A 22,312-nucleotide genomic window follows, 5' to 3' on the forward strand; every position below is an offset into this window, starting at 1 on the left:
TACAGTAACTGTAGCTAAATTCCGGCAGCATCGCCGAGAGAAGATTTATAATTGACGAGCGCCTTGATGATACCTGAATAGAAGTCTTCTACGCACTTGCGAGGTAACCATCTTGGACATGCTGATCGTATGTATCGATAAAGACGATGACATAGGAGTCAAGGGAGGAGTTCAAAGCCCGGTGATCGGGAGAGCTGCCTGCCTCGAAGCAGCAACCAAGCTGGGCGCTGCCGACCCGGAGGACTCGGACATCAACACGATCTTCGGCGGCATCCAGGTCTACGATGAGCTCAAGTCCGAAGGCTTCGACGTCGAAGTAGTCTGCATCGCAGGCCACCGGGAGCTGGGCCTGAAATCTGACAGGGCTATCGCCCAGCAGCTCGACGACATCCTGCTCAAGATGCAGGTGGAGAAAGCGGTACTTGTCAGCGACGGCGCGGAAGATGAATCCGTTCTCCCCATCCTTCAGTCGAGGATGAAGGTCGAGTCCGTCAGGAGAGTCGTTGTCAAGCAGGCGCAGAACCTCGAGAGCACGTATTATATCATAAAAGAGCTGGCAAGCGACCCGAAGGTTGCGAGGATCATCTTCATACCCACCGGCGTCACGTTCCTGGTATATGCGATTACCACGCTGACAGGCATACAGAACGCAGCCCCTGTCGCCATCGCCACCCTGATCGGCAGCTACATGCTATATAAAGGCCTGGGGTTAGACGATCTGCTGCAGACATTTACGTACAACCTGCGCAAGTCGTTCCAGGAAGCCAAGCTGACCTTCGTCACTTACCTTATATCCTTGATCCTGATTACAATGGCCTTCATCAGCGGTGCACTAGAAGTATTCAACCAGCTGAACATTGCTAACGGACAGCCAGGATACCTGATGCTGGCGGCATGGTTCTTTAACGCAGCAATATGGTGGTTTGTGGCCTCGATGCTGGCCATCGTCATAGGCTGGATTATAGACGCTTACACGGAAGAGAGCGAGACGCTCTACCGCTACCTGGCGACGCCGTTCTTCCTGGTTGCCATGGGAACTCTCGTGTGGGGCGGCACCGACTACATCATCAGGATGCAGGATGCTACATCAGTAGCTTTACAACACCTGGGCATAGCGATACTCGTAGCCGTCATAGTCAGCTACGTTGGGGTGCAATTATCCAATTACGTGCGTAAGATAGCACAGTTCAGGACCGTGGAAGTCATCGACTTCTAAGCCTGAAAATCTTTTTAGCAGAGCTAAGTAAGTCCGGCTACCAGCAGAGCAGCCAGATCGCCATGTTCGATCAGGTGCTTCTGACCTCCGGGCCGGAAGGCATTACTGACATAATGGAATAATTTCAACGAGTCCATGGATAATCCCAGGATACAGAGGCTCTGGCACATGCCCGGTATTTCCTCCAGGGGATAAAAATATGAAAATACTGGCCGCCTCAGGAAGCCGAAGCCGGCGGGATAACGCCTTAGAACCCCGAGGCGCTATTGCTCTGGTAGCGGTCCCTGCCTGCGCCTGGCTTCGGGATCCTTGTTCTCCTCGCCCCCGGGACCCGGGATCAGGCAGCTCTCGTCGATGGGAGTGCAGTTCTTCAGCTCCCCCAGCTCTTTGCGGAATTGTGACTGCTCTATGAGGATGTCTCTCTTGCGATACTCCCTCTTTTTCATGTCTTCCCGGGCGTGCTCTATCCATTCTACAGCCTGCTCCCGGGTCATTCCGCGGTCCATCAGGACCTTCACCCGCTTCTCGTAGGGTATGTTCTCGTCCACGAGAGGATCCGTGGTATCCAGACGGTTCTCTATATCCAGATTCGCTTCGTAGTCCGGTTTGCCGAAGTCCCCTATTCTGCCAACGCCAGCCATATAATCTCCCAGTTTATGTCGCTTTTTATCATATTAACCATCATCGACGGAATCCGCGGGTCGTTTAGATATGACAACGGGGGTAAGCTTGCCCGTTTTCGCTCTATGTGGTGATAAGCTCTTTTTCGACACATCCGAACATCTTTATGTCGCATATACATCCGAAGTGGCCGGCTGCATCGCGTTGCCGGCATATATGGGCCAGGGATAGAAATCAGGGGGTATCAGCAATCATGGATGAGCAAAGCATGAACGCAGCGTGCGATACGGTAGGCAGCCAGCTAGGGTACAAGATAGAGCATAACGTAAATCTCGGAGCGGGCAACCTGGACCAGGTATGGTCGAAGCAGGATCACCCGAACCTGCCTGAGCTCAAGATTGCCTTCAGGCTAATCACGTCCAGCGGAGATGTCCCGCCTGAGGTTATCGGGGCAGGAGCAATGAGTGCTCTGTGGACCGACTGCGACCACCTCGTCTTCGTCGTGCCTGACCCGGGAACCCAGAAGTCTATTCAGGGTAAGGTAAAGGCCTTTGACTCCATAGGGGGCTTTCTGCAGCTGCATAAGTATATTACGACCATAACGCTGTCAGAGCTGCTGAAAGGAGTGAAAGCGGAAACCAGGACAAGCGAAGTTACAGCATAGCGTGTGTGATGTGAAACTATGAAGTTCAGAAATCGGGCGGAAGCTGGCAAGATACTGTCAAAAGAGCTGAAAGCCTTTCGGGGCAAAGACGTGATCGTGCTCGCCATACCGAGGGGAGGCGTTCCAGTGGGCTTCGAGATCGCCCGGGATTTCAGGGCGCCGCTGGACCTGGTCATGAGCAAGAAGATCGGCGCCCCGTTCAACCCGGATTTTGCCATAGGGGCGGTCACGTGGAACGGCGCAGTCATGCTCGATCAGGCCATGGTCGACAGGTGGCAGATATCCCGGGAGTACATCGGCGGAGAAGCGAGGCGCATCATCTCTGAGATGAAGGCGACGCTGGATGACCTGCGCGTCGGCCTCGGCAACTTTCCCAAGCTGTACGGGCGGACAGTCTTCATCGTGGACGACGGCATCGTCACCGGGGCAACTATGATCGCCGCAGTGGAAGCAGTCAGAGATCAGGGCCCGGAAGAGGTGGTGATCGCGACCCCGGTGATGCCCGCGGAGCTGGTGGAAGAGCTCAAGTATGTAGCCCCGCTGGTATACGTCCAGGCGCCCGAGGACTTCGAAGCAGTGGGAGAGTACTACCAGGAGTTCGAGACCCTGAGCGACGAGCAGGTGAAGGAATACCTGCTGCTGGCAAACAGCAGCGATCTGGTGAAATGAGAACGTAGAAATTTAGCCTGCGCAGGACTATTTTTTAATATTTTATCTCATAGAGGATAGATTACCATCGCACTCAATAGTTCAGGTAAGCCGCGAGCCCTTTATCCTGGTACCAGACCACTTACAATACTCTAGTATATGACTACGGCACAATCCGTAGTTTTAATAATGCTTTTATATTTCACGGTTATATGGTTAAATGACCGTTATGATAAAAACAGAGAGCCTGACAAAAGTCTACGATGGAGTAAAAGCCGTAGACTCAGTGAGCCTCTCGGTTGGCGGCGGTGAGGTCTTTGGGTTCTTGGGACCCAACGGCGCCGGGAAAACGACGACGATCGGAATGATGGTCGGCCTTATCGAGCCAAGCGGGGGAAAATGCTGGATAGATGACATAGATGTCACGCGCAAGCCGCTGGAAGCAAAGCGGATCACAGGATACCTGCCGGACGGAGTGGGCTTCTACGCCAACCTGTCGGCCAGGCAGAATCTGAAATACTTTTCACGATTTTACGGGATGACGGATACGGCTTCAGATGCCCGGATTACTGAATTGCTCCGGCGGGTAGGCCTGGATAAGGTTGAAAAGCCCGTAGGGGGCTACTCGAGAGGCATGAAGCAGCGGCTGGGACTGGCCCAGGCCCTGCTGAACGACCCTAAATATGTGTTCCTCGACGAGCCGACCAACGGGCTTGACCCCGAAGGCGTGATCCAGTTCCGCAACATCATCAAGGAGATGGCCGCAGAAGGCCGGACAGTCTTCTTCTCCTCCCACGTCCTCAACGAGGTGCAGCAGGTCTGCAATACCATCGGCATCATCTCGAAAGGCAGGATCGTGGCCCAGGGCACGCCTGACGAGGTCAGGAGAATGATGAGGAAGGACGAGCATGTCACCATCAAGATCAAGGTGATCGGCACGATGCCGAAGCTCAGCGATTCCCGGATCGTCAGCGCCGACTACGTCGACGGCAGCGCAATCATCACCGCCACAGAAGACATCCGGGACGACATCTCGGAGCAGCTCTACACCAGCGGCATCCGCATCAGGGAACTGCGCCTCGAAGAGCAGACCCTCGAAGAGGTGTTCCTGAACACTATTTACAGAGGTGAAAAACATGAGGTCTGAACTAATTGTGGCCGCCAAAGAGTTCCGCGACCACCTGACCAGCAAGAGATTCATCCTGATCTTCGCTGTCCTGATGCTGGTCTGCATCTACTCGATGGTCAACGGCATGGGCGACTACCAGAAGATGCTCGACCAGTACAAGAAGTCCGCAGCGGAAAACCCTCAGCAGCCATGGTACCAGGAACAGGTGGCCATGTACCAGAAAATGATCGCTGAAGCCGAGAGCAGAGGCGCCCCCCAGGAGGAGATAGATAGCCTGAAGTACCAGCTGGAACAGTTTACGAATCCGCCGATGCCATCGGTGCTGTTCGTCTTCCAGAACCTGAACCAGTACTTCGCCCTCATCGGGATGGTGCTGGCGGTATCCATGGGCTTCGACCTCATCAGCCGGGAGAAAGAGGAGGGCTCGCTCAAGTCGCTGCTGTCCCACCCCGTCTACAGGGATTCGATCATCAACGGCAAGACCCTCGGCGCCTTCGGAGTGCTGGGCATCGTGCTCGGCGCCACGTTCCTCATCACCATGGCGATCATGCTGATCTACGGCGTAATCCCCCAGATGAACGACCTGATGGCCATCGCCGTGTACTTCGTGATGGCACTGCTGTACTGCCTGGTCTTCTTCGCGCTTGCCATGATGACCTCCACGCTGGCAAAAAGCTCATCCATGTCAGTCATGTACGTCCTCGGCCTGGTCATCTTCATGGTCGTGCTCTCGATGTTCTCGTATAACATCACCCAGCTTATCCTCGGCCCCCCGCCCGAATACCCCGGCGGGCCGATCTTGTACGCAGAACCAATAGCGATTGAGGCCGACACGAAGGTTGCGGCCAGCACTGCCGAGATCAGCAGCAGCGATCCCGACGTCACGATAGATAGAGGGGACGTAAGTATACTGCCAGCGCCATTGCCAAATGATGAATATGATGAATACTACAAGGAATGGCAGCAATACTACGAGCGCCAGAGCATGATCATGCAGGCTATAGACGCCATCTCACCGATGTCCAACTTCCAGAACCACATCGCCCCGGCGATCTTCAACCAGGGCTACATGATCTACAGGTCGGCCCTGATGGTCAAGCCATACTACCCCCACCAGGTCACCCTGTGGGAATCGATCGCCTCAGTATGGGTAAACATACTGGTGCTGCTCATTGAAACACTGATCGCGTTCGCAGTCGCTTACGTTAAGTTCCTGAGGGTGGATGTGAGATGAAGGCTGGCAGAATATTATCGGGAGCAGTGATGATGGTGCTGGCCATTAGCCTGCTCCAGCCCATTATGGTACCAGTAGCAATGGCAGCGGCCAATGAGTACACCGGGACCTTGACTCAGACAACACAAGATCAGCCCAGAGTATTCAATAACTGTTTCGTCTGGTACAATCCGGTGAATGGTTCAAATACCGCCAAGGTCACCATAAAGTCCGCCCAACATCCTCAGCTTGAGAACTATACGGTAAGTTCTGACGGTACACGGGACAGGATATATTACTTTGGCAAACTCGAGATTTATTTCATAGACATAGATCCTAATACAGGCATAGCGCAGGTCCACATCACCTGGCCGACATCGGACGGTAGCAGCTCCGGCTCTTCAACCGGCACGAGCCTGACCTGCAATATCCCCGGCCAGACGGCTCTTGCAGGCGACAAGGTCGTCTTCCCCATAACTATCCAGAACAACAACAATGAGGACAAGACGTATACCCTCTCCGCCACCAGTGGCACAGGATGGGACCTCAGGTTCACCTCCGGCAGTAACGGCATCTATAAGGTGTTCGTGCCGAAGATGCAGTCCACGACGGTGAACCTTGAAGTCATGACTAATGCTGCAACAGGCGTGGGCGAGAAAAAGATAACCGCCACGGTGGACGACAAGAACATCGACCTGTACGTCCAGATCACCAGCATTAACCAGTCGGCAGAGGTCAGCACCAAAGTAACATCGAAGATAGCCTCCATAGGCGACAAGATCTACTACGACATATGGATCAAGAACCTGCAGCCAAAGGAGAACATCTATAAGCTGGCAGTGACTGGCCTGCCGGAGAACTGGTACTACCGGTACAAGGAGAGCACCGTAAGCATCGAAGAGATGGCGGAGACGGTCATCCCTGCTGGCGGAGAGAAGACCCTGGTACTGGAGATCGTCCCCCCGAACAGCGTCCAGGCAGGTGAGTACAACTTTACGGCTGCTGTGACCACGCCGGACGGCCAGGTCATCGCCAAAGACCTGAACCTGCGGCTGAAGAGCAGCGTCGACATGAGCATGACCAGCTCGAAGCTGGCGTACTCGGCCAAGCCGGGCGAGTCGTTCAACATCGACGTGTACGTCACCAACACCGGCAACGGGGCAGCGCTGACTAACGTCGGCCTGGAAACCACGGCACCCGAAGGCTGGCTGGTACAGGTGACCCCCAACAGCACCAACAGCATCAAAGCAGGCCAGACCCAGACCTTCCGGGTGAAGGTGACCCCGCCGGGCAACATCGTAGCCAGCGACTACGATATCACCATCAAGGCGAAGAGCGATCAGGCCAGCAAAGAGAAGGACTACCGCATCACCATCACGGTCGACTCCTACATCCCGTACATCGGAGGAGCCATCATAGTGCTGGTAGTGGCAGGCCTGTTCATAGTGTACAGAAAATACGGCCGCCGGTAAAATCGAAAAAGCGCGAAGAGAGCCTTTAGCTAAAGGCTCTCTCGCACTCTACTTTTTTCTTTACAGATACACACGCACGCCAAAAATGCAGACGTAAAGCGGTAACTATAACCGCCTAAGGATAAATAATTATATAATTATCCGTATGAGGATAAAACATGGCATTCTTCGACCAGCCGCATAATGGATAGTCAGGGACCCTGGCCATCGTCTCGATGCTCGCCTGGGACGCTATAGTTGCCCGGGACATGCGCATTCACGAGCTTTCGAATATTAGTTGAGGAGGCTCTCTAAAAAAAGTCAAGGGCAGGGATGATAAACCTGCCCGGATCACCTCCGCATTCACCGCTGAAAGAACTCGGTAACGGGCGTCGGAACCGGAGTCGGGATCTCAGTCGGAGTCACGATTGGCACTTCAGTCGGCTCCGGCGTCGGAGTCGGCATCTCGGTCGGTTCTGGCGTCACGATCGGTGTGGCGGTCGGAATTTCTGTCGGGACCGGAGTCGGAGTCGGCATCTCAGTCGGCTCCGGTGTCGGGGTCGGCGTTGTCGTTGGCGATGCAGTGGGCACTGCAGTCGCTGCCGGCCTCAGGATGGGCGCAGTACCGATCGACTGGACTCTGCCGGTGCTCTCGGCAGCCCGCATGTCCTTGATGTTGAGCGGCGGCTGATCATCCGGGAACTTGCCCATGTTTGTGAAGGCATAAGCGAGGATATCACCGTATGCCGGGTACGCGTCGATCATGACCAGTTTCCGCTCTTTGGAGTACGCCACCTGAACGGGCCTGTCGAGACAGTAGACCTTCTCCGTGCCATCAGGCAACAGTACAGCCACCTTATTGTACTCGAACATGAACTTGTCCTTCTCCTTGTCATGCATGAGCACCCTGATGTCCTTCATCGTCATCACCATGGACGTGCCGCTGATGTTGAGAGTGGCGGTATCCAGAGGCCTGATGGCGACATCCGCGGACTTAGCGCCGCCCGCAGAAATGAAGCCCATGCCTCCCCTCAGGTTAAAGGCGCCGGTCAGCGGGGTCGGGAAGGTCACCGTGGAGACTTTGCCATCCTTAGTAGTGATCGCAACGCTGGGCACCTGGAAGAAGACTGTATTGTCCCTCACGCTGGTCACTGTTTTCACCATGTCTATGCTCTTAATGTGATGATGGCCTTTGAACGACTCCTTTTTGCAATAGCTGTCTTTGCAGGAGTCATCGTCTTTACCATAGCCACCATCAGACAGTGCGCCAGGCATCAGTGCGGTGAATAGCACCAGCAGGGCGCCGACTGTCATCAATATTTTCAAAGTTTTGGCCTTTATCTGCATGTTATCCCCGGGAGCAGATTCGGGAAAATCTGGGAAATAGGTTCGCGAAAATATGAGCGTGAGTTCTCCGGCATCATAAAAAATAATGACAGCAAGGGTACTGTGAATATTACCCATACTATAGAAATACGCAGCCGCTTGATCGGAGCGCCATAGAATACCACAATCCGAAAACGATGTAAGATGGAGACGGTTGCAGACTTAAGACACCGGTCAGATACCTGTCGTCCACGGGCGAGATCACTCCGGCCGGTAGGTAGGCCTGGTCAGGATATGCGCAGTTACCGCGGCCCCGATTGCCAGCAGCGCTACCTTTCCGATCAGCACAGGGACGACGAAGATGGCAGAGTAGCCAATAGTCAGCCACAGAGAAAGCACAGACACGACCTTCACATTAACAGGCAGGCCCCGGCCTTCCCGGTAATTCCGGATGTAGCTGCCGAACCACCGGTTGGTCAGCAGCCACCGGTGCAGCGCCGGAGAGCTTCCCGCATAACACGCCGCTGCCAGGAGCAGGAACGGCGTAGTCGGCAGCACCGGGACAAAGATACCCACGACACCGAGGGCGACCGATATGGTGCCCGCCAGAATTAACAGCCACCGGACCAGAAAATGCGATCGGAGTCCCCGATGCATGCCAGATTGTTCAGTCGTATGCATAGTATAACCCCGCCTGCTTCGAAACTGAAGCCCATACTATATTGAACGATCTCCCTCATAAATCCAGAGCAACCATAACATTTGCCTGCACTGCAGCCGGGAAAAATGCGATGGCCACGGCCATAGCGGCTGCTTTGACAGAGGTACCGGGGAACGGCAGCAGACCCCCGGCAGACACTGCCACCTCGCCAGAAGATCTGAGTGCAGAACGCCGATCTGCTGGCGCCGGAAGCGACGCGGAAGATTCGAACCTCTCCGCTCATTTCCGGCAATGCTGGCTGTCAGCTATAAAATCTGTGTCACCGATCGAAACATACAGGAGTTGATCGAGTGAGAAAGATTTTAGCTTCAGTTATACTGGCAGCCTTACTGCTGAGTGCAGCGCCTGCCGTCATCGCACAGACAGCGACGCCTGCCCCGGGGGCCGGCGACGTCCTGCAGACGACCGGAGCGATGGGCAACCTGAATACCTTCACTTCCCTCGCAAACCAGGCCGGGCTGGGCGACGCCCTGAATACAGGCGGGCCTTACACCATTCTCGCCCCGTCTGACGATGCCTTCAACAAGATGCCTCCCGGCACACTGAGCGCGCTGTCGAACGATACACCGAGACTGCAGGCAGTCATGAGGAACCACGTCATCCCCGGCAGGTACACCGCAAACCAGCTGCTGGACAGTAAGCAGATAACTACTATCGACGGCAGGACCATTCAGGTCGTCCCGAGACAGGGCTCCGTAAAAGTCGGAGACGCTTTCCTGACGAGGGAAGACACCCCGGCGGGCAACAACGTCATCCACGTCATCGACAACGTGCTGATCCCGTCTTAAACATAGACAACGAAAATTCATTCCTTATTTTTATTATAGCCTTCACAAAGCATAGGATACCGTCAGGCATATCACGATATGCCTTACCTGGTTGCTTTGGTGTGTGAGACAGCAAGACGAACGCTGCGCTGTGCAAAACCACACAGATTTCACGGATTGAAACAGAATCCACAGATTACGACCGATTGCACAGATGACGCTCGATTCCACAGATAAATACAAAAATATTCTGATCGACTGCTCTTATGATTGCTATCGATGTTCGAATAGTATTAGCGTATTCCTTCTGTGATATCGTGTAGTAATCTGTGGATTCAGCAGAGAAATCTGTGGAATCGGTCAGAATCTGTGGCATCTGTGAGGATTAGCACAGCGCAGCGTTCGACAACGTTTAAAGGAGAATAGAGATAGCAGCCCCAGGTTGCCCCTTGGCCGCTACGACTGTAAAAAAGTGACCGGATAGCCCGGCTATGACTTTTTGGCCAGCCGGAGGATCTCCTCCCGAGAGATCTGTTCATTGTGCATGTCGCGGGCGTGCTGCTGGACTATATTGACCAGCTCGTCCGTGTTCTCATCCTTGACCTCGAAAGGACATTCTGAACCTGCGGCTTTACAGCTAAATTCCATCGTCATCAAAATACACCGGTAGAATCTCAGCACGGCCGGAAATAAAATTATTCGCCGGGTTACGCGATTATTTCGGCCTGACAGGGAAAATACCAGTCCATGACGCCACTATCACAGCATATTAGAAGAACTTATTTATTTCAGCATATGCAAAAAGAGTACAGATGGTCGATTTCACACCTTACCTCTCGCCGGCTCTCGATCCCCTGTGGAAACTGCTGATCTCGCTGGCGATCGGCCTGATCGTGGGCTTTGAGAGGGAGATCGCCCAGGAGAAGCTGACCAGTGTGAAATTTGCCGGCCTGCGGACCTTCGGGCTGGCAGGCTTTGCCGGCGGCCTGTCGGCTTACCTCGCGTCGAACAGCATCGGGTCAGCCGGGGGGAGCCCGCTGGCCTTTACCCAGAACGGGTACTTTATCTTCGGCGTCGTGCTGCTCGCGATCATGGCGCTCCTGGGCATAGCATACTTCCGGTCGACCGGAATGCATCCGCACCTTGGCTTCACTACAGAGCTGAGCGTGATAGTGACCTTCCTCCTGGGCGGCGTGTCCTTCTTCAACCCCCAGGCTGCCATCATCCTGGTCGTCATAGTAGCCATCCTGCTGGCTTTCAAGCAGCAGCTGCACGAGTTCACCCATAAGATACCTAAGGAAGAGTTTTACGACTCGCTGCTGTTCGCCTTGATAGCAGTCGTGATCCTGCCGATCCTGCCCAACCAGTCTTTCGGGCTGCCACAGTATGGCCTGCCCGACATTATCAATCCGAGCCAGATCTGGCTTATCGTGGTCTTCATCTCCGGCATCAGCTACGTCGGCTACTTCCTGGTCAAGTGGTTCGGCACCACCGCGGGGCTGGCGCTGACAGGCATCGTCGGCGGCATGGCGTCCAGCACCGCGGTAACCACGAGCATGGGCGCTAATACCAGGCAGATCCAGGGCCTGGAAAACGACGCGATGGTGGCAGCGACGCTCGCGAACACGGTCATGCTGATCAGGGTGGCCTTCATCGTCCTGGTCTTCTTCCCGAGCCTGCTGTACTACATTTACATACCATTCGGAGTCATGGTAGTTGTGGGCCTGCTCGTGGCATCCTACTTCTACCTGCAGAGCAACCGCATATCCCACCAGGGCCAGACCCTGAAGCTCGGCAGCCCGTTCAGCATCAAGCCCGCGCTGACCTTCGGCGCGCTGATTACCATCATCCTGTTCGTCTCCAAGTTCGCGGCGAACTACTTCGGCACCTACGGCCTGTACATTACATCGCTGTTCGCCGGCCTGGCCAACGTGGACGCGGTGACCATCTCGGCCTCCCAGCTTGCCGCGAACGGCACGATCGGGCCGATAGTGGCAGTCGTGGCGATCCTGATCTCGGTGTTCGTGAATCTTGGCATCAGGATAGTCTACGCGTACTACTTCGGGACGAAAAAGTACGGGGAGTACACGATCTTTATGGCGCTCGCCATGGTAATCTCAGGCGGCATCATCGCCGTGCTCATGCTTAGCTGAACTAAACTGAAAGGTATCATTCAGCTATAATGCTGCTGACGGCAGCCCCTCGCCCCGATTGATTTATAACATATAGCCGGCAATGTGATCGAGCGAGAAACACGGATGGGAATATATGGACAATAATACAAGATATCTGATTTTAGGGTGCATCACGATAGTCGTCATAGTGCTTGTAGGACTGTCATATATACAGGGAATGCAGGGCGTGCCGACAGAGACGCCGGAGAACGAATCTGCGGCGGTAAACAATTCGACGGCTGCATCGAACCTGACGGCGACGGTTACTCCCGCTCCGACGGCAGAGCAGACTAACGCTACGACGCCGGGGGCATAAACAGCCCCCGATGCCATGCTTTCTGTAGCCGGCGGTGTTCACCGGTTCCATAGCTGGCATGGGGTAGCACGAAAAGACTGGTTACTCTGCATAGATCACTGTTACTACCACAGAAGTAGTTAGACTATTGAAATAAAAAAGTTTAAACCCTTTTGGCCTCAAAGCGTAGATGATAGACGTTAAATCGCCACATGCTCCCCTTGAACCGGTGCATCAGCCCTGAAAAAATGGTATTAAGATGCCATCGGCTTCAATCTGGTATTCCAGACGTGTGTCGATGAAAATCTGCGAGCCCCGGAAAGTGAAGACATTATGCCAGGACCACAGGCTTTACCATCGAACGCGCGCCGGCAGGTCGCCATCTGCGGGCTGGAGGACACTCCTTGATCCTGGAACTGTCTTTCTATTCGATCACGCTGTTCGCGACTGCGGCCTTAATGAGCCTCGTCGCCCTCTACGTCTGGAAGCGGCGATCGGTGCCTGGCGGCACATACTTCGCGCTCCTCATGGCCGCCTCGGCGGAATGGGCCTTCGCTGGCGCCCTCGAATACGCCGCGGCAGACGTAAGCACCGAGATCATGTTCGCCAGGCTGACTTATGTGGGCGCCATGGCGATACTCCCGCTATGGCTACTCTTCATCCTCGACTACTCAAATCCGGGCCGCAGGATTAGCTGGAAACTGAACACCCTGCTCTGGACACTGCCGGCGACCCTCGTCGCCCTCGTCTTTACCAACGACTACCACGGGCTGATATGGTCGAGCATAGTACAGGTAAACACCGAAACAGGATATATACTGATCTACAACAAAGGCATCGCCTTCTGGGCCATCCTCCTTTATTCCATCGCAGTAGTAGTTCCGGGTCTCGCACTGCTGATCAGGAAAGCCATAGGTGGCAGCAAGGATAACAGATACCTGACGGTGACAGTCCTGACAGGATCAGTTTTCATAGCGTTGTCTAGCATCGTCTCTGAGTTCGGCCAGTCCGCACTGAGAGGAACCGACATAACTCCTTTCGCCTTCGCTATTATAGGCCTGGCAGTTTCATGGGGTATCTACAGGTACCACATTTTCGAGCTGATGCCCGTGGCCACAGAAAAGCTGGTCGAGAACATGGCCGACGGAATACTGGTCCTCAACCTGCAGGAGGAAATCGTAAAAGTTAACAGCGCTGCCAGGCAAATGCTGGGAATCACAGACACGGCTATCGGACACAAGGTAGAGAAGGCGGTGGCAGTATGGCCCCACCTAGCCCGGCACATCACGTATTCCGGAAGGCGTTCGTTTGAGGTCACCATAGGGCCGAAGTGGATCGAGGCAAGCGTCTCCGGCCTGCAGGATAAAAAAGACCGGACTATCGGCACGCTGATCGTCCTGCGGGACGTCACCGAGCAGAAGCAGGCCCAGGAAGCCCTCCGCCTGAGCGAGGCCAGGTATAAGACGATGGTGGAGACAGCCAGCGAAGGCATCTGCATCCTCGACAAAGAGGACAGGGTAGCCTTCATCAACAAAAAAGCGTCCGACCTGACAGGCTTTACCCCCGAAGAAGCCTGCGGCCGATCAGCCTACGACTTCATCGGCAGCGAGTACCACGAGGCCCTCCGCAAAAATCTTGCCTTAAAAAGGCTGGGCATAACCGAGCAGTACGACTACAGGCTAAACTGCAAAGACGGAAACTCCGTATGGGTCATCGCCTCGGCTTCGCCGCTCTACGACGAGAAGGGCGAGTTCATGGCCACGCTGGCCATGCTCACCGACATCACGGACCGTAAGTACGCTGACGAGCAGCTGAAAATATCCTTAAAGGAGAAAGAAGCGCTGCTCAAAGAAGTCCACCACCGGGTCAAGAACAACCTCCAGATCATTACGAGCCTGCTGAATTTACAGTCGACAGGCATGGACGATCCGAAATATACCGGGATGATCAGGGACAGCCAGAACAGAATAAAGTCCATGGCGCTGGTTCACGAGCAGTTATACAAGTCCAGGGACCTGTCGAATATCGATATCGCCGAGTACCTGAACAGCCTGATCAACAACATATCCCGCTCGTACAATCAGGCATCAGGACGGGTAACGCTGCGGACGGACATCGAGACAATCAACGTAGATATTGATAGAGCCGTCCCCATAGGAATTATTGTAACTGAGCTGGTGTCTAACGCCTATAAGTACGCGTTCCCGGAGGCCAGAGAAGGCGAGATATGGGTGGAGTTGCGGAGAGATGGGGGAAAGATCATGCTTACTATCAGCGATAACGGGGTGGGGCTTCCCGAAGGGCTCGAGATCGGGAAGACCGGGACGCTGGGGCTGCAGTTGGTCGAGATGCTGACGCAGCAGATTGACGGAGAGCTGGAGATTGGGAAGGGTGAGCGGACGGAGTTTAAAATTACGATAAATCATTAATGTAAATATGGTAGAATTGACGAATTATCAAAGGGATGAGTCATAGCAATCAATATGACGTGGTGAGATCATGGAAGGAAATAATGACACATACAACTCGATCGATGAATATATTGCACAATTTCCCCCTGCAGTCCAGGAAAAATTGAAAACCCTGAGAAAAGTCATCAAAGAGGCAGCTCCGGCCGCAGAAGAAAAGATCAGCTACCGGATGCCTACCTTCTCACTACATGGAAACCTCGTCCACTTCGCAGCCTTCAAAAAGCACATAGGCTTTTATCCCGCCCCCAGCGGAATCGAAGCGTTCAAAGAGGAACTGGCAGATTATAAAACCTCAAAAGGGGCTATACAGCTCCCCATCGATAAGCCGCTGCCTTATGAGCTGATAACCAGGATCGTTAAGTTCAGAGTGGCTGAGAATATCAAGAAAGCGAAGGATAAATCAAGAAAGAAATAGCCCGGACATCTGATCCCTGCAGTTGTCATGATTGAATTGTTAATATTATCACTGCTACCGCGATATATGTTAAATGCCAAACTGTCACAGATCTTAACGTAGATGATAATAGAATCGATAGACGTTCTGGCCGCCACGCGAAAATGCTGTTATTTCGACAGGGGTTGCAGGGCCGCCAAGCACGCCAAGAAGCCAAGCACGCCAAGGACTTTTTAGATCGGAATCGCACCGATCATCTATATGTAGCTTGGCGAGCTTGGCCCCTTGGCGTGCCTGGCGGTATTTTCGACTCACACAGGGCCAACTTTTAATAATAGATCGCCTGAGAGAGATGGCTAAAAATCCTGCCACTACACACAGGAGTCGGAGTCACCGGAGTCGGAGCCGGAGTGGGTGTGACCACCACCTCACCCGGCCTCACGGGTAGTACGATAAATTAATGTTAAACTCCACGTTCGGGTGGGCCGCATTAATGGTCACATCCCCGACAACAGTATAGGTTCCCGGCCCGTAATCCGTGTACTCGTAGCCGATCTCATAAGTCCCAAAGCTCAGGCCGGTCAGCGAGTAAGTGCCGCTGTCGCTTACGGGAGAGGTATAGTAATTGACGTGATCTACCGTCGCGCTGATCCTGAAATAGGTGGGGTCAATCGGCGAAGGTTCGACGATAAATCTGCCGAAGATCGAGCCAGTAGTCACAGGAGTCGGAGTAGGTGCGTGAGACGACAAATCCAGGATCCGGCTCACACCATAAGTCGGCCATCCCGGCCTCGCGTACGGGTCGTCGTTGGGCTTGGGCGTCACGCTCGGCGCCGGGGAGGGAGTCGTCGTCACGATCGGAGAGGGGGTAACTGTCGGAGCAGGAGTGACTGATGGCCAGGGAGTGGGAGTTACGGCCGGGGAAGGTGTTGCCGTCGGGTTGACGGGGCTCCACGCGCACGGCGTGATACACCCGCTGGCTAACACGGGTATCACGAGTAATAATAGTACAGGTAAAGATTTCACCATCATTTTCATAGCCCTACCACAGATGAGATCGAAGATACATCACCCAGGTCCTGTGACCTGAATTAATTATTGTGGATACTCCTCCATCGTATAAAAGGCGATCGTTGTGTCACGCTGATCCAGGATACTGGTTAATAGACTACCTCTACCTCTAGTTCACCGCGCTTCTCCATCACGTTGACAAGGGTGCTCTCCCCCACCCTCCGAAACTCCAGCTTGCAGGCGGCGTTGCCAACGTGGAGGCTGTTGATCCTCACCGATTCCAGCCACTTTGGCAGCCTCGGCCTGACGAGTTTGAGCTTCTGGTTCAGGGCGTCGGGGATGAAGCCCAGCGCTGCAGTGAGCATGTAGGGTATCGCCCCGGAGGACCAGGCCTGGGGGCTGCAGGCGACCGGATACTTGATCGGGATATCTGATTCTTCCCGGTGGTAGCCGCCGAATAATTCGGGCAGCCGATAGCTCGTGTAGAAACCGGCGGCTTCGTACATGCTGGTGAACAGCTCGACGAGCTCGTCTTTCTTGTCGTACAGGCCGAGGCCCATGGCGATGAGGGAGTTATCGTGGGGCCAGATGGTGCCGTTGTGGTACCCGAGGGGATTGTACCTTTTCTCTTCCGAGGACAGCGTCCGTATTCCCCAGCCGGTGTACATGTCGGGCTCGAACAGCCTCTTTACTACACAGTCGGCCCGGCGGCGGTCTATGATCTCGGTCCACAGCGCCTGTGCTGGATTCGATGAGATGACGTCGCACTGGCCCATGGCGTCGAGCGCCTGGGCGTAGTACTGCTTTTCCTGCATCCAGAATTTGTCGTTGAACTTCCAGAGCAGGTTGGCCGCCTCTTTCTGGAGCCGCTTCGCTTCGTCGTGCCTGCCCAGCCGATCGAACAGCTTTGCGATGCGGCGTTTTGCCGTGTACACGTAGCCCTGCACTTCGGCGAGGGCGATGGGGTGCTGTGCCAGACTGCCGTCGGAGTGGCTGATGCTGTCGTTCGAGTCCTTCCAACCGTGGTTGTACAGGCCGAACTCGGAGCGCGTCGAGTACCTCAGAAAGCCGTCCGGGTCGTTTTTCGTGTGGCTGTCCATCCAGGCCAGCGCCTGGTCTACGTTACTGCCGAGCTCGTGAAACAGCGCCATGTCGCCGGTCCAGTCGACGTACTCCGAGAGCAGGATGAGGAACAGAGGCGTGGAGTCCACGCTGCCGTAGTAGGGTGTCTGAGGGATCTCCCCGGTGTTAGCCTTCTCTCCTACCCGGAGCTCGTGCAGGATTTTGCCCGGCTGCTCGTCCCGCCAGTCGCAGTACTCGGTACCTTGCATGCTGGCAAGCAGCTGCAATGTGCTCCTCGACACTCCCGGATTATAGGGTATTACCTGCATGGAGGAGATCACCGAGTCCCTGCCGAACAGGGCGTCGTACCATGGAACGCCTGCGGAATAGTAGACGTGGTCGTCCCGGATCATGTAAAGCATGCGCAGATCGGAAAGAGACCGCAGGAATACTTTGTTGAAAATGTGGTTGCTTGTCTGGACGTTGCTGCAGCATTCCATGGTCTCTACGTAAGAGGCTTTGATCCCTTTCAGGAGCTTATCGACGGGGGGAGATACAGTAGCCGGCATGGCTCCCGGCAGGATGTCTTCTACACTGATCGTCAGGCGAATCACAGCCCTGCTGTCCGGCTGGAGACGGACGTTGAAGACGCATGTGCCCCCCTCGGTATAGTCTGGTTTCGGGTCCGGCGAGACCCGGGTGACCCGGGTGTGCCCGTCCAGCCCGACGTAAGTCAGCGAAAGTACTCCATCCTCGAATGAAGGGGGCTTCAGTGCGCCTTCGGTGGCTTTGGTGATGCCCCGGACCGTGAACATGTCGTCGAAGTCCGAGTCGAAGATCATGCGTATCTCGACGTCCACGGGAAAGTCGTTGTAGCTGGCCATCGTGAGCGACTCATGGATCGCATCCGCGATAAACCGGTCCCTGCGGAGGCTGATCGTGTTTTTCTCTACATGCTTGCCGTTGCAGTCGGTGATGGCGGGATTGGTAAGCATGGTAACCGAGGCGTACCCCTTCTCGTCGCTGGACAGGATCTCGGTCGGCGTCTGGCCGTTGATCAGCAGCATGTAAGTGCTCAAAAACCGGCAGTCGTTGAAGTACAGGCCGTAGCCGTAGTTCTCCTCCTGGGGGATGTCGCCGTTGTGCTTCGTGACAAGGGTAAGGTTCTTCTCCCGGATGACCAGCGCGCCTAAAATATCCCTCGCCTGAGTATGCGACCTGTGGACCTGGCTGACGTTCGACACCTCAAACCCCTCCTGCCCGCATGCTACGACCCGTACTTCATCTTCTCTGGTATCCCGGCCTCTGCCGGATAACCCCGGATCTCCAGAGGGCTGGGTATCTGATGGCCTTCGATGTCCGGCACGGGTAAGCGTTCAGCTATAATGATACCTGATCAGTTATCTGGACGCACTTTTAAAAAGATGCTTGAAGGATTCCGCCGGAAGAGCAGCTTATGCGTCCTGGGAACGCTGACGGCCTCTGCACTCCGCCCGCTCCTACAGCCCTAAACATGCCAGAACGTCTGCACTGTCCCCTTGCGCTTCTTCAGCATGAGGCCGAAGATGACGCCGGCGAGTAGTCCGACCAGGTGAGCGCCGTGGGCGATCATGTCCCCGCTGGGTAGCAGGATCAGGTCGTAGAGGGCGAAGAGGATCACTGCGTAGATCAGCTTCATCGGAATGAAGAAGAGCCATATCCTCAGGTTGGGCATCAGGACGACTAAAGTACCCATGATGCCCATGATAGCGCCGCTGGCTCCTAAGACCGGGGCCCCCGGGAAGATGAGCACCTGTGCCAGTCCGGCCAGGATGCCGGTGCCCAGGTAGAGTCCCAGGAACCTGCCGCTGCCGATCTGCCGCTCCAGAAGCGGCCCGAAGAAGAACAGGGCCAGCATGTTGAAGAATATGTGGAATAAGGAAAACCAGTCGTGGGCGAATACCTGAGTAACGATCGTCCATGGCGCGTAGAAGAGCGAGCTCAGGCTGAACGCGAGGTAGTTGTACGTGAAAGAGACCGGAAGGAGCTTCTGGAGGATGTACACAAGCACGGTGAGCCCGATCAGGATGTATGCATAGTAGCCCTGCGCTGGGAGCCGGATCTTCGGCAGGCGGGACTTCCGTTTTTTGGGCTGGACCGTGCCCCGGCGCTGTTGATGGGGCTGCGCAGGCGGCACCCAGCGGTTTGCCTTCATCGCCTGAAGCCCGGGACAGTTGTGATACTCCGGCAGGCGGTGGCTGGCGCAAAAAATCCCTCCGCAGTACTTGCATGAAAAGGGTAACATCTCATGCTTCCCGCAAAAATCGCACGTGTTGTCAGCCATGCCAGTTCCTACAAATTAATTCGGGTAAACGTATAAAAAGATTGGCCATACAACAGTGTATTTCGGCAGCGATGCCCTGTCGTCTCACCCTGCAGGCCCGCCTTCTCCCCCAGGTTCGCCCATGCCCTCGGGCGTGGAATGCTCGCCCACCCGGGACTCCTTCTTCTCCTTCAGCTCGCGGTGCTTCGGCTCGATGCCTTCCGGTATATGTTTCTCCTCTTTTTCCATAAAAGAGTGTAAGGAGGACGGCGGGAAAAGCGCGCCCCTTAAAATCACAGCTACTTCCGGTCGAAGTACGGGCTCTTACCCGACACGCTCAGCGGAATACCGTAGGCCATGGTGATCCTGTCGTCGCCGAACAGGCCCAGGTTCAGGGCGGCCCTGCCGACGGTGAACATGATCCGGTTGTCAACGTGATGCCGGGCGGCCACTGCTGCTGCCGAGAGGGAGGCGATGCCGAGGTCGCCGGCGCTGATGGCGCAGGCTGCATTAGCCGCCACGGCTTCCTTGCAGTCCTTAAAGCCGCAGTACCCGCAGGCCGGCAGGTTGAACGGCGCCAGCCTCTGGCCGAGCAGCACGACTGCGCGGGAGGCATCTACGTTGGCCGCGTCCCGGGCGAAGAACGGCGCTTCGCACTCCTCGCTTATCCTGCGCATCTCCGCGGACAGTTTCTGGAGATCGCTGCCCGTGACCACCAGTGTGGTCAGGTTGTCGATCCCCCTGCCTTTAGGGGCTGTCCTCGCAGCGGTACACATGAGAGCGGCGACCTGCTCGACTCCCCTCTGCTCCATCTCCTCACCCTTAGTTATCATGCGATCACTCTTTGACGCTCTTTACAGTATATCCAGCATCCTCGACTGCCTTAACCAGATCGTCCACTTTCGCCATTTCAGGGTCTATCAGGACTCTGGACTTGCCAGTCGTGTAGACAGTCTCTGCATCCTTCACGCCCTTCACTTTCTTCAGGCTGTCCGTGACGGCCGCGGCGCAGTGGCCGCAATGCATGCCATCGATCTGCAAAGTGACTTTCTTGTCTGCCATGTTATCACCGGAACACTATGAACACGATAGTAATTAATTGTCCTGCTGACGGTTAACCCTTTCTGGCATAATGACCGCTGTAGCAGGCAGGATATTGCCATTGCCGGCAGAGTTGAGCCGGGTGCCGTTTGCCTCGATCAGCTTTCGGATCTCCCGTGCCCTCAGGTTGGACGCCTCCAGGACGGAGAGCACCTCCACGATCATGGTGCCTGCGTAGGCTTTCTGGGTGTACAGCCGGTGCATATGCTTACGATAGCTGGCGTTGATCTGCTCCCGCATGGCTGCATCGTTTTGTTTCATCTGTTCTGCGGCGGCGGGAGTGATCGCTGGCAGCGAGTCCCTGATGATCTCCAGGTTAGCTCTCAGCGTCCGGTATACCGTCATCAGCTCCTCCCGGGATTCGGGGGACAGTGTCAGCCCTTTTTCGTCAATGCTCTTTGCCAGAGAGCCCACGTCTTCTCCGGCGTCGCCCAGGTTCTCGATAGCGCTGGAAATCCTGACGAGGAGCACGGTCTGTCCGGCCTCTTTTGCTCCCATGTCTCTCTGGGATATCTCGAGGATAGCCCGCTCGATGCGCTCGTCGAGGTAGTCGCTGAGGCTCTCCAGCTTCTCGATCTTCTGGATATCGCCCGATTTCGGCGTCTCCAGAGTGCGCATGGACTCGTCGAACAGGGTGATGATAAGGTCTGTCGAGTGTTTCAGTTCTTTGACAATCAGGTCGAACGCCTCCACGGTATCATCCGGGACCCGGTCAGGAAGGTGCTCGGTCCTGAACAGGATCTCGGGTTCATTCCCGGGGACCAGCCACTCGACGAGCGCCTTGAACGGACGGATGGCCGCGAGGAAAATGGCGGCGCGGATGACGTTGAAGATCAGGTGGGCGTTCGCCACCTGCATGCCCGCGTCTCCCGAAGTAGCCAAAACCAGAGCGGTAAACTGCCCCAGGAACGGGATGAAAATGGCCACGCCCAGAAGGCTGCAAAGAAGATGCGCTACTGCGGCCCTTTTTGAGTGGAGGCTCATGCCGTAGGATACTATGAGACCTGTGGCGGTCGTGCCGATGTTGGCACCAAGCATCAGAGGTATCGCCTGATCGAGGCTGATCAGCCCGCTGCCAGCCAGGATCACAGCCAGGCCGATGGTCACCGAGCTAGACTGCAGCAGCACGGTGAAGAGGATGCCGGCGGCAAGCGCGATCACCGGGTCATTAAAGCTCGATAGGAGCGCCAGGAGGCCCGGATCGGATTTCAGAGGCTCGACCGCAGAGGAGATCAGCGTCAGGCTGTAGAAGACCAGCCCGAAGTAAAAGATCGGCCTGCCGAGAAACTTGTAGTTTCTGCCCGCGATGCTCAGCAAAAAGCCGATGAGGATGAACACCGGCGCGAACACCGTGAGCTTGAAGGCTACCAGCTGAGCCGTGATGGTGGCGCCGACGTTAGCCCCTATGATGACTCCGAGGCTCTGCTCGAAGGAGATGGTGCCCGCGTTGACCAGGCCTATGACTATCACAGTGGTCGCCGTGCTGGACTGCACGATCGCAGTCACTCCGGCACCCAGCAAGGCCCCTCGCAGCGGGGTGCTCGTCAGCTTACCCAGCAGCGAACGGAACCTTTCCCCCGCTACCTTTAAGATTTCCCCGCTGAAGTGCTCGATCCCGTACAGAAACAATATCAGTCCGGGGATGATTGCGAACAGCTCAAGATAGCCCATTCAACCTACCAACCTGCCTACAATCTCATGGGGTATAGTGACAACTGTTTAAAACTTTGTGGATAAGGACGGGGG

General features: G+C 55.3%; 22 protein-coding genes. 11 read left to right on the forward strand and 11 right to left on the reverse strand.

Going from position 1 to position 22,312, the window contains the following annotated elements; genetic code table 11:
• The first annotated feature begins 118 nt into the window (after positions 1-118).
• Positions 119-1,216, forward strand: coding sequence for a DUF373 family protein (locus tag RCI_RS06555; protein ID WP_048198185.1), 1,098 nt, complete (start codon positions 119-121; stop codon positions 1,214-1,216).
• Positions 1,217-1,479: 263 nt separating this feature from the next.
• On the opposite strand, the gene RCI_RS06560 is transcribed toward RCI_RS06555, so the two are convergent.
• Positions 1,480-1,857 carry a hypothetical protein gene (locus tag RCI_RS06560; protein ID WP_012035623.1) on the reverse strand — a complete coding sequence of 126 codons (378 nt, stop codon included), beginning with the start codon at positions 1,855-1,857 and terminating at the stop codon, positions 1,480-1,482.
• Positions 1,858-2,090: 233 nt separating this feature from the next.
• On the opposite strand from RCI_RS06560, the gene RCI_RS06565 reads away from it, so the two are divergent.
• The 5 genes from RCI_RS06565 to RCI_RS06585 all read left to right on the forward strand — a co-directional run bounded on the left by RCI_RS06565 (position 2,091) and on the right by RCI_RS06585 (position 6,963).
• Positions 2,091-2,501, forward strand: a complete 411-nt coding sequence (locus RCI_RS06565) for a hypothetical protein (protein WP_148266550.1) — start codon at positions 2,091-2,093, stop codon at positions 2,499-2,501.
• A gap of 18 nt (positions 2,502-2,519) precedes the next feature.
• Positions 2,520-3,170, forward strand: a complete 651-nt coding sequence (locus RCI_RS06570; RefSeq protein ID WP_012035625.1) for a phosphoribosyltransferase — start codon at positions 2,520-2,522, stop codon at positions 3,168-3,170.
• Between the two features lie 208 nt (positions 3,171-3,378).
• Entirely contained in the window at positions 3,379-4,296 is a 918-nt protein-coding gene (locus RCI_RS06575; RefSeq protein ID WP_048198187.1) for an ABC transporter ATP-binding protein, read from the forward strand.
• Complete coding sequence (locus RCI_RS06580; protein ID WP_012035627.1) at positions 4,286-5,512, forward strand: ABC transporter permease; 1,227 nt, start codon at positions 4,286-4,288, stop codon at positions 5,510-5,512. Before RCI_RS06575 ends, RCI_RS06580 begins: the two co-directional genes overlap by 11 nt.
• On the forward strand, positions 5,509-6,963 hold the full coding sequence (locus RCI_RS06585; protein ID WP_012035628.1) for a COG1470 family protein: 1,455 nt from the start codon (positions 5,509-5,511) through the stop codon (positions 6,961-6,963). The genes RCI_RS06580 and RCI_RS06585 overlap by 4 nt, the downstream gene beginning before the upstream one ends.
• Before the next feature lie 342 nt (positions 6,964-7,305).
• Here RCI_RS06585 and RCI_RS17235 read toward each other — a convergent pair whose 3' ends face one another.
• Together RCI_RS17235 and RCI_RS06595 are read right to left on the reverse strand one after the other, a co-directional pair.
• The gene (locus RCI_RS17235) at positions 7,306-8,289 is read right to left on the reverse strand and encodes a hypothetical protein (RefSeq protein WP_048198189.1); all 984 of its coding nucleotides are present in this window, start codon (positions 8,287-8,289) and stop codon (positions 7,306-7,308) included.
• 240 nt (positions 8,290-8,529) lie between these two features.
• On the reverse strand, positions 8,530-8,949 hold the full coding sequence (locus tag RCI_RS06595; RefSeq protein WP_012035630.1) for a YbaN family protein: 420 nt from the start codon (positions 8,947-8,949) through the stop codon (positions 8,530-8,532).
• 330 nt (positions 8,950-9,279) lie between these two features.
• Here RCI_RS06595 and RCI_RS06600 point away from each other — a divergent pair, with 330 nt between their 5' ends.
• Complete coding sequence (locus RCI_RS06600; protein ID WP_012035631.1) at positions 9,280-9,777, forward strand: fasciclin domain-containing protein; 498 nt, start codon at positions 9,280-9,282, stop codon at positions 9,775-9,777.
• A 468-nt stretch (positions 9,778-10,245) separates the two neighbouring features.
• Here the strand turns inward: RCI_RS06600 and RCI_RS06605 are convergent, their stop codons facing one another.
• A complete protein-coding gene (locus RCI_RS06605; protein ID WP_048198190.1) occupies positions 10,246-10,410 on the reverse strand; it encodes a DUF1059 domain-containing protein in 165 nt (54 codons plus the stop codon).
• 158 nt (positions 10,411-10,568) lie between these two features.
• Here RCI_RS06605 and RCI_RS06610 point away from each other — a divergent pair, with 158 nt between their 5' ends.
• The 4 genes from RCI_RS06610 to RCI_RS06625 all read left to right on the forward strand — a co-directional run bounded on the left by RCI_RS06610 (position 10,569) and on the right by RCI_RS06625 (position 15,111).
• Positions 10,569-11,909 (forward strand): MgtC/SapB family protein, encoded by a 1,341-nt coding sequence (locus RCI_RS06610; RefSeq protein WP_012035632.1) that lies wholly within the window; start codon positions 10,569-10,571, stop codon positions 11,907-11,909.
• A gap of 115 nt (positions 11,910-12,024) precedes the next feature.
• Complete coding sequence (locus RCI_RS06615) at positions 12,025-12,246, forward strand: hypothetical protein (protein ID WP_012035633.1); 222 nt, start codon at positions 12,025-12,027, stop codon at positions 12,244-12,246.
• A gap of 383 nt (positions 12,247-12,629) precedes the next feature.
• Entirely contained in the window at positions 12,630-14,654 is a 2,025-nt protein-coding gene (locus RCI_RS15715; protein WP_012035634.1) for a histidine kinase N-terminal 7TM domain-containing protein, read from the forward strand.
• Positions 14,655-14,724: 70 nt separating this feature from the next.
• A complete protein-coding gene (locus RCI_RS06625; RefSeq protein WP_012035635.1) occupies positions 14,725-15,111 on the forward strand; it encodes an iron chaperone in 387 nt (128 codons plus the stop codon).
• A gap of 417 nt (positions 15,112-15,528) precedes the next feature.
• Here the strand turns inward: RCI_RS06625 and RCI_RS16645 are convergent, their stop codons facing one another.
• The 7 genes from RCI_RS16645 to RCI_RS06660 all read right to left on the reverse strand — a co-directional run bounded on the left by RCI_RS16645 (position 15,529) and on the right by RCI_RS06660 (position 22,237).
• Positions 15,529-16,128 (reverse strand): hypothetical protein, encoded by a 600-nt coding sequence (locus RCI_RS16645; protein ID WP_012035637.1) that lies wholly within the window; start codon positions 16,126-16,128, stop codon positions 15,529-15,531.
• 122 nt (positions 16,129-16,250) lie between these two features.
• Complete coding sequence (locus tag RCI_RS06640) at positions 16,251-18,407, reverse strand: amylo-alpha-1,6-glucosidase (RefSeq protein WP_012035638.1); 2,157 nt, start codon at positions 18,405-18,407, stop codon at positions 16,251-16,253.
• 263 nt (positions 18,408-18,670) lie between these two features.
• Positions 18,671-19,486: a rhomboid family intramembrane serine protease gene (locus RCI_RS06645; protein ID WP_012035639.1), complete on the reverse strand. Its 816-nt coding sequence runs from the start codon at positions 19,484-19,486 to the stop codon at positions 18,671-18,673.
• A gap of 84 nt (positions 19,487-19,570) precedes the next feature.
• Positions 19,571-19,714, reverse strand: a complete 144-nt coding sequence (locus RCI_RS16945; protein WP_158308878.1) for a hypothetical protein — start codon at positions 19,712-19,714, stop codon at positions 19,571-19,573.
• Positions 19,715-19,764: 50 nt separating this feature from the next.
• Complete coding sequence (locus tag RCI_RS06650; protein WP_012035640.1) at positions 19,765-20,298, reverse strand: ferredoxin domain-containing protein; 534 nt, start codon at positions 20,296-20,298, stop codon at positions 19,765-19,767.
• Between the two features lie 4 nt (positions 20,299-20,302).
• Entirely contained in the window at positions 20,303-20,527 is a 225-nt protein-coding gene (locus RCI_RS06655; RefSeq protein WP_048198198.1) for a heavy-metal-associated domain-containing protein, read from the reverse strand.
• 33 nt (positions 20,528-20,560) lie between these two features.
• On the reverse strand, positions 20,561-22,237 hold the full coding sequence (locus tag RCI_RS06660; RefSeq protein ID WP_012035641.1) for a Na/Pi cotransporter family protein: 1,677 nt from the start codon (positions 22,235-22,237) through the stop codon (positions 20,561-20,563).
• Positions 22,238-22,312: the final 75 nt, after the last annotated feature.

This window comes from Methanocella arvoryzae MRE50 (assembly GCF_000063445.1).
Taxonomy (GTDB): domain Archaea; phylum Halobacteriota; class Methanocellia; order Methanocellales; family Methanocellaceae; genus Methanocella_A; species Methanocella_A arvoryzae.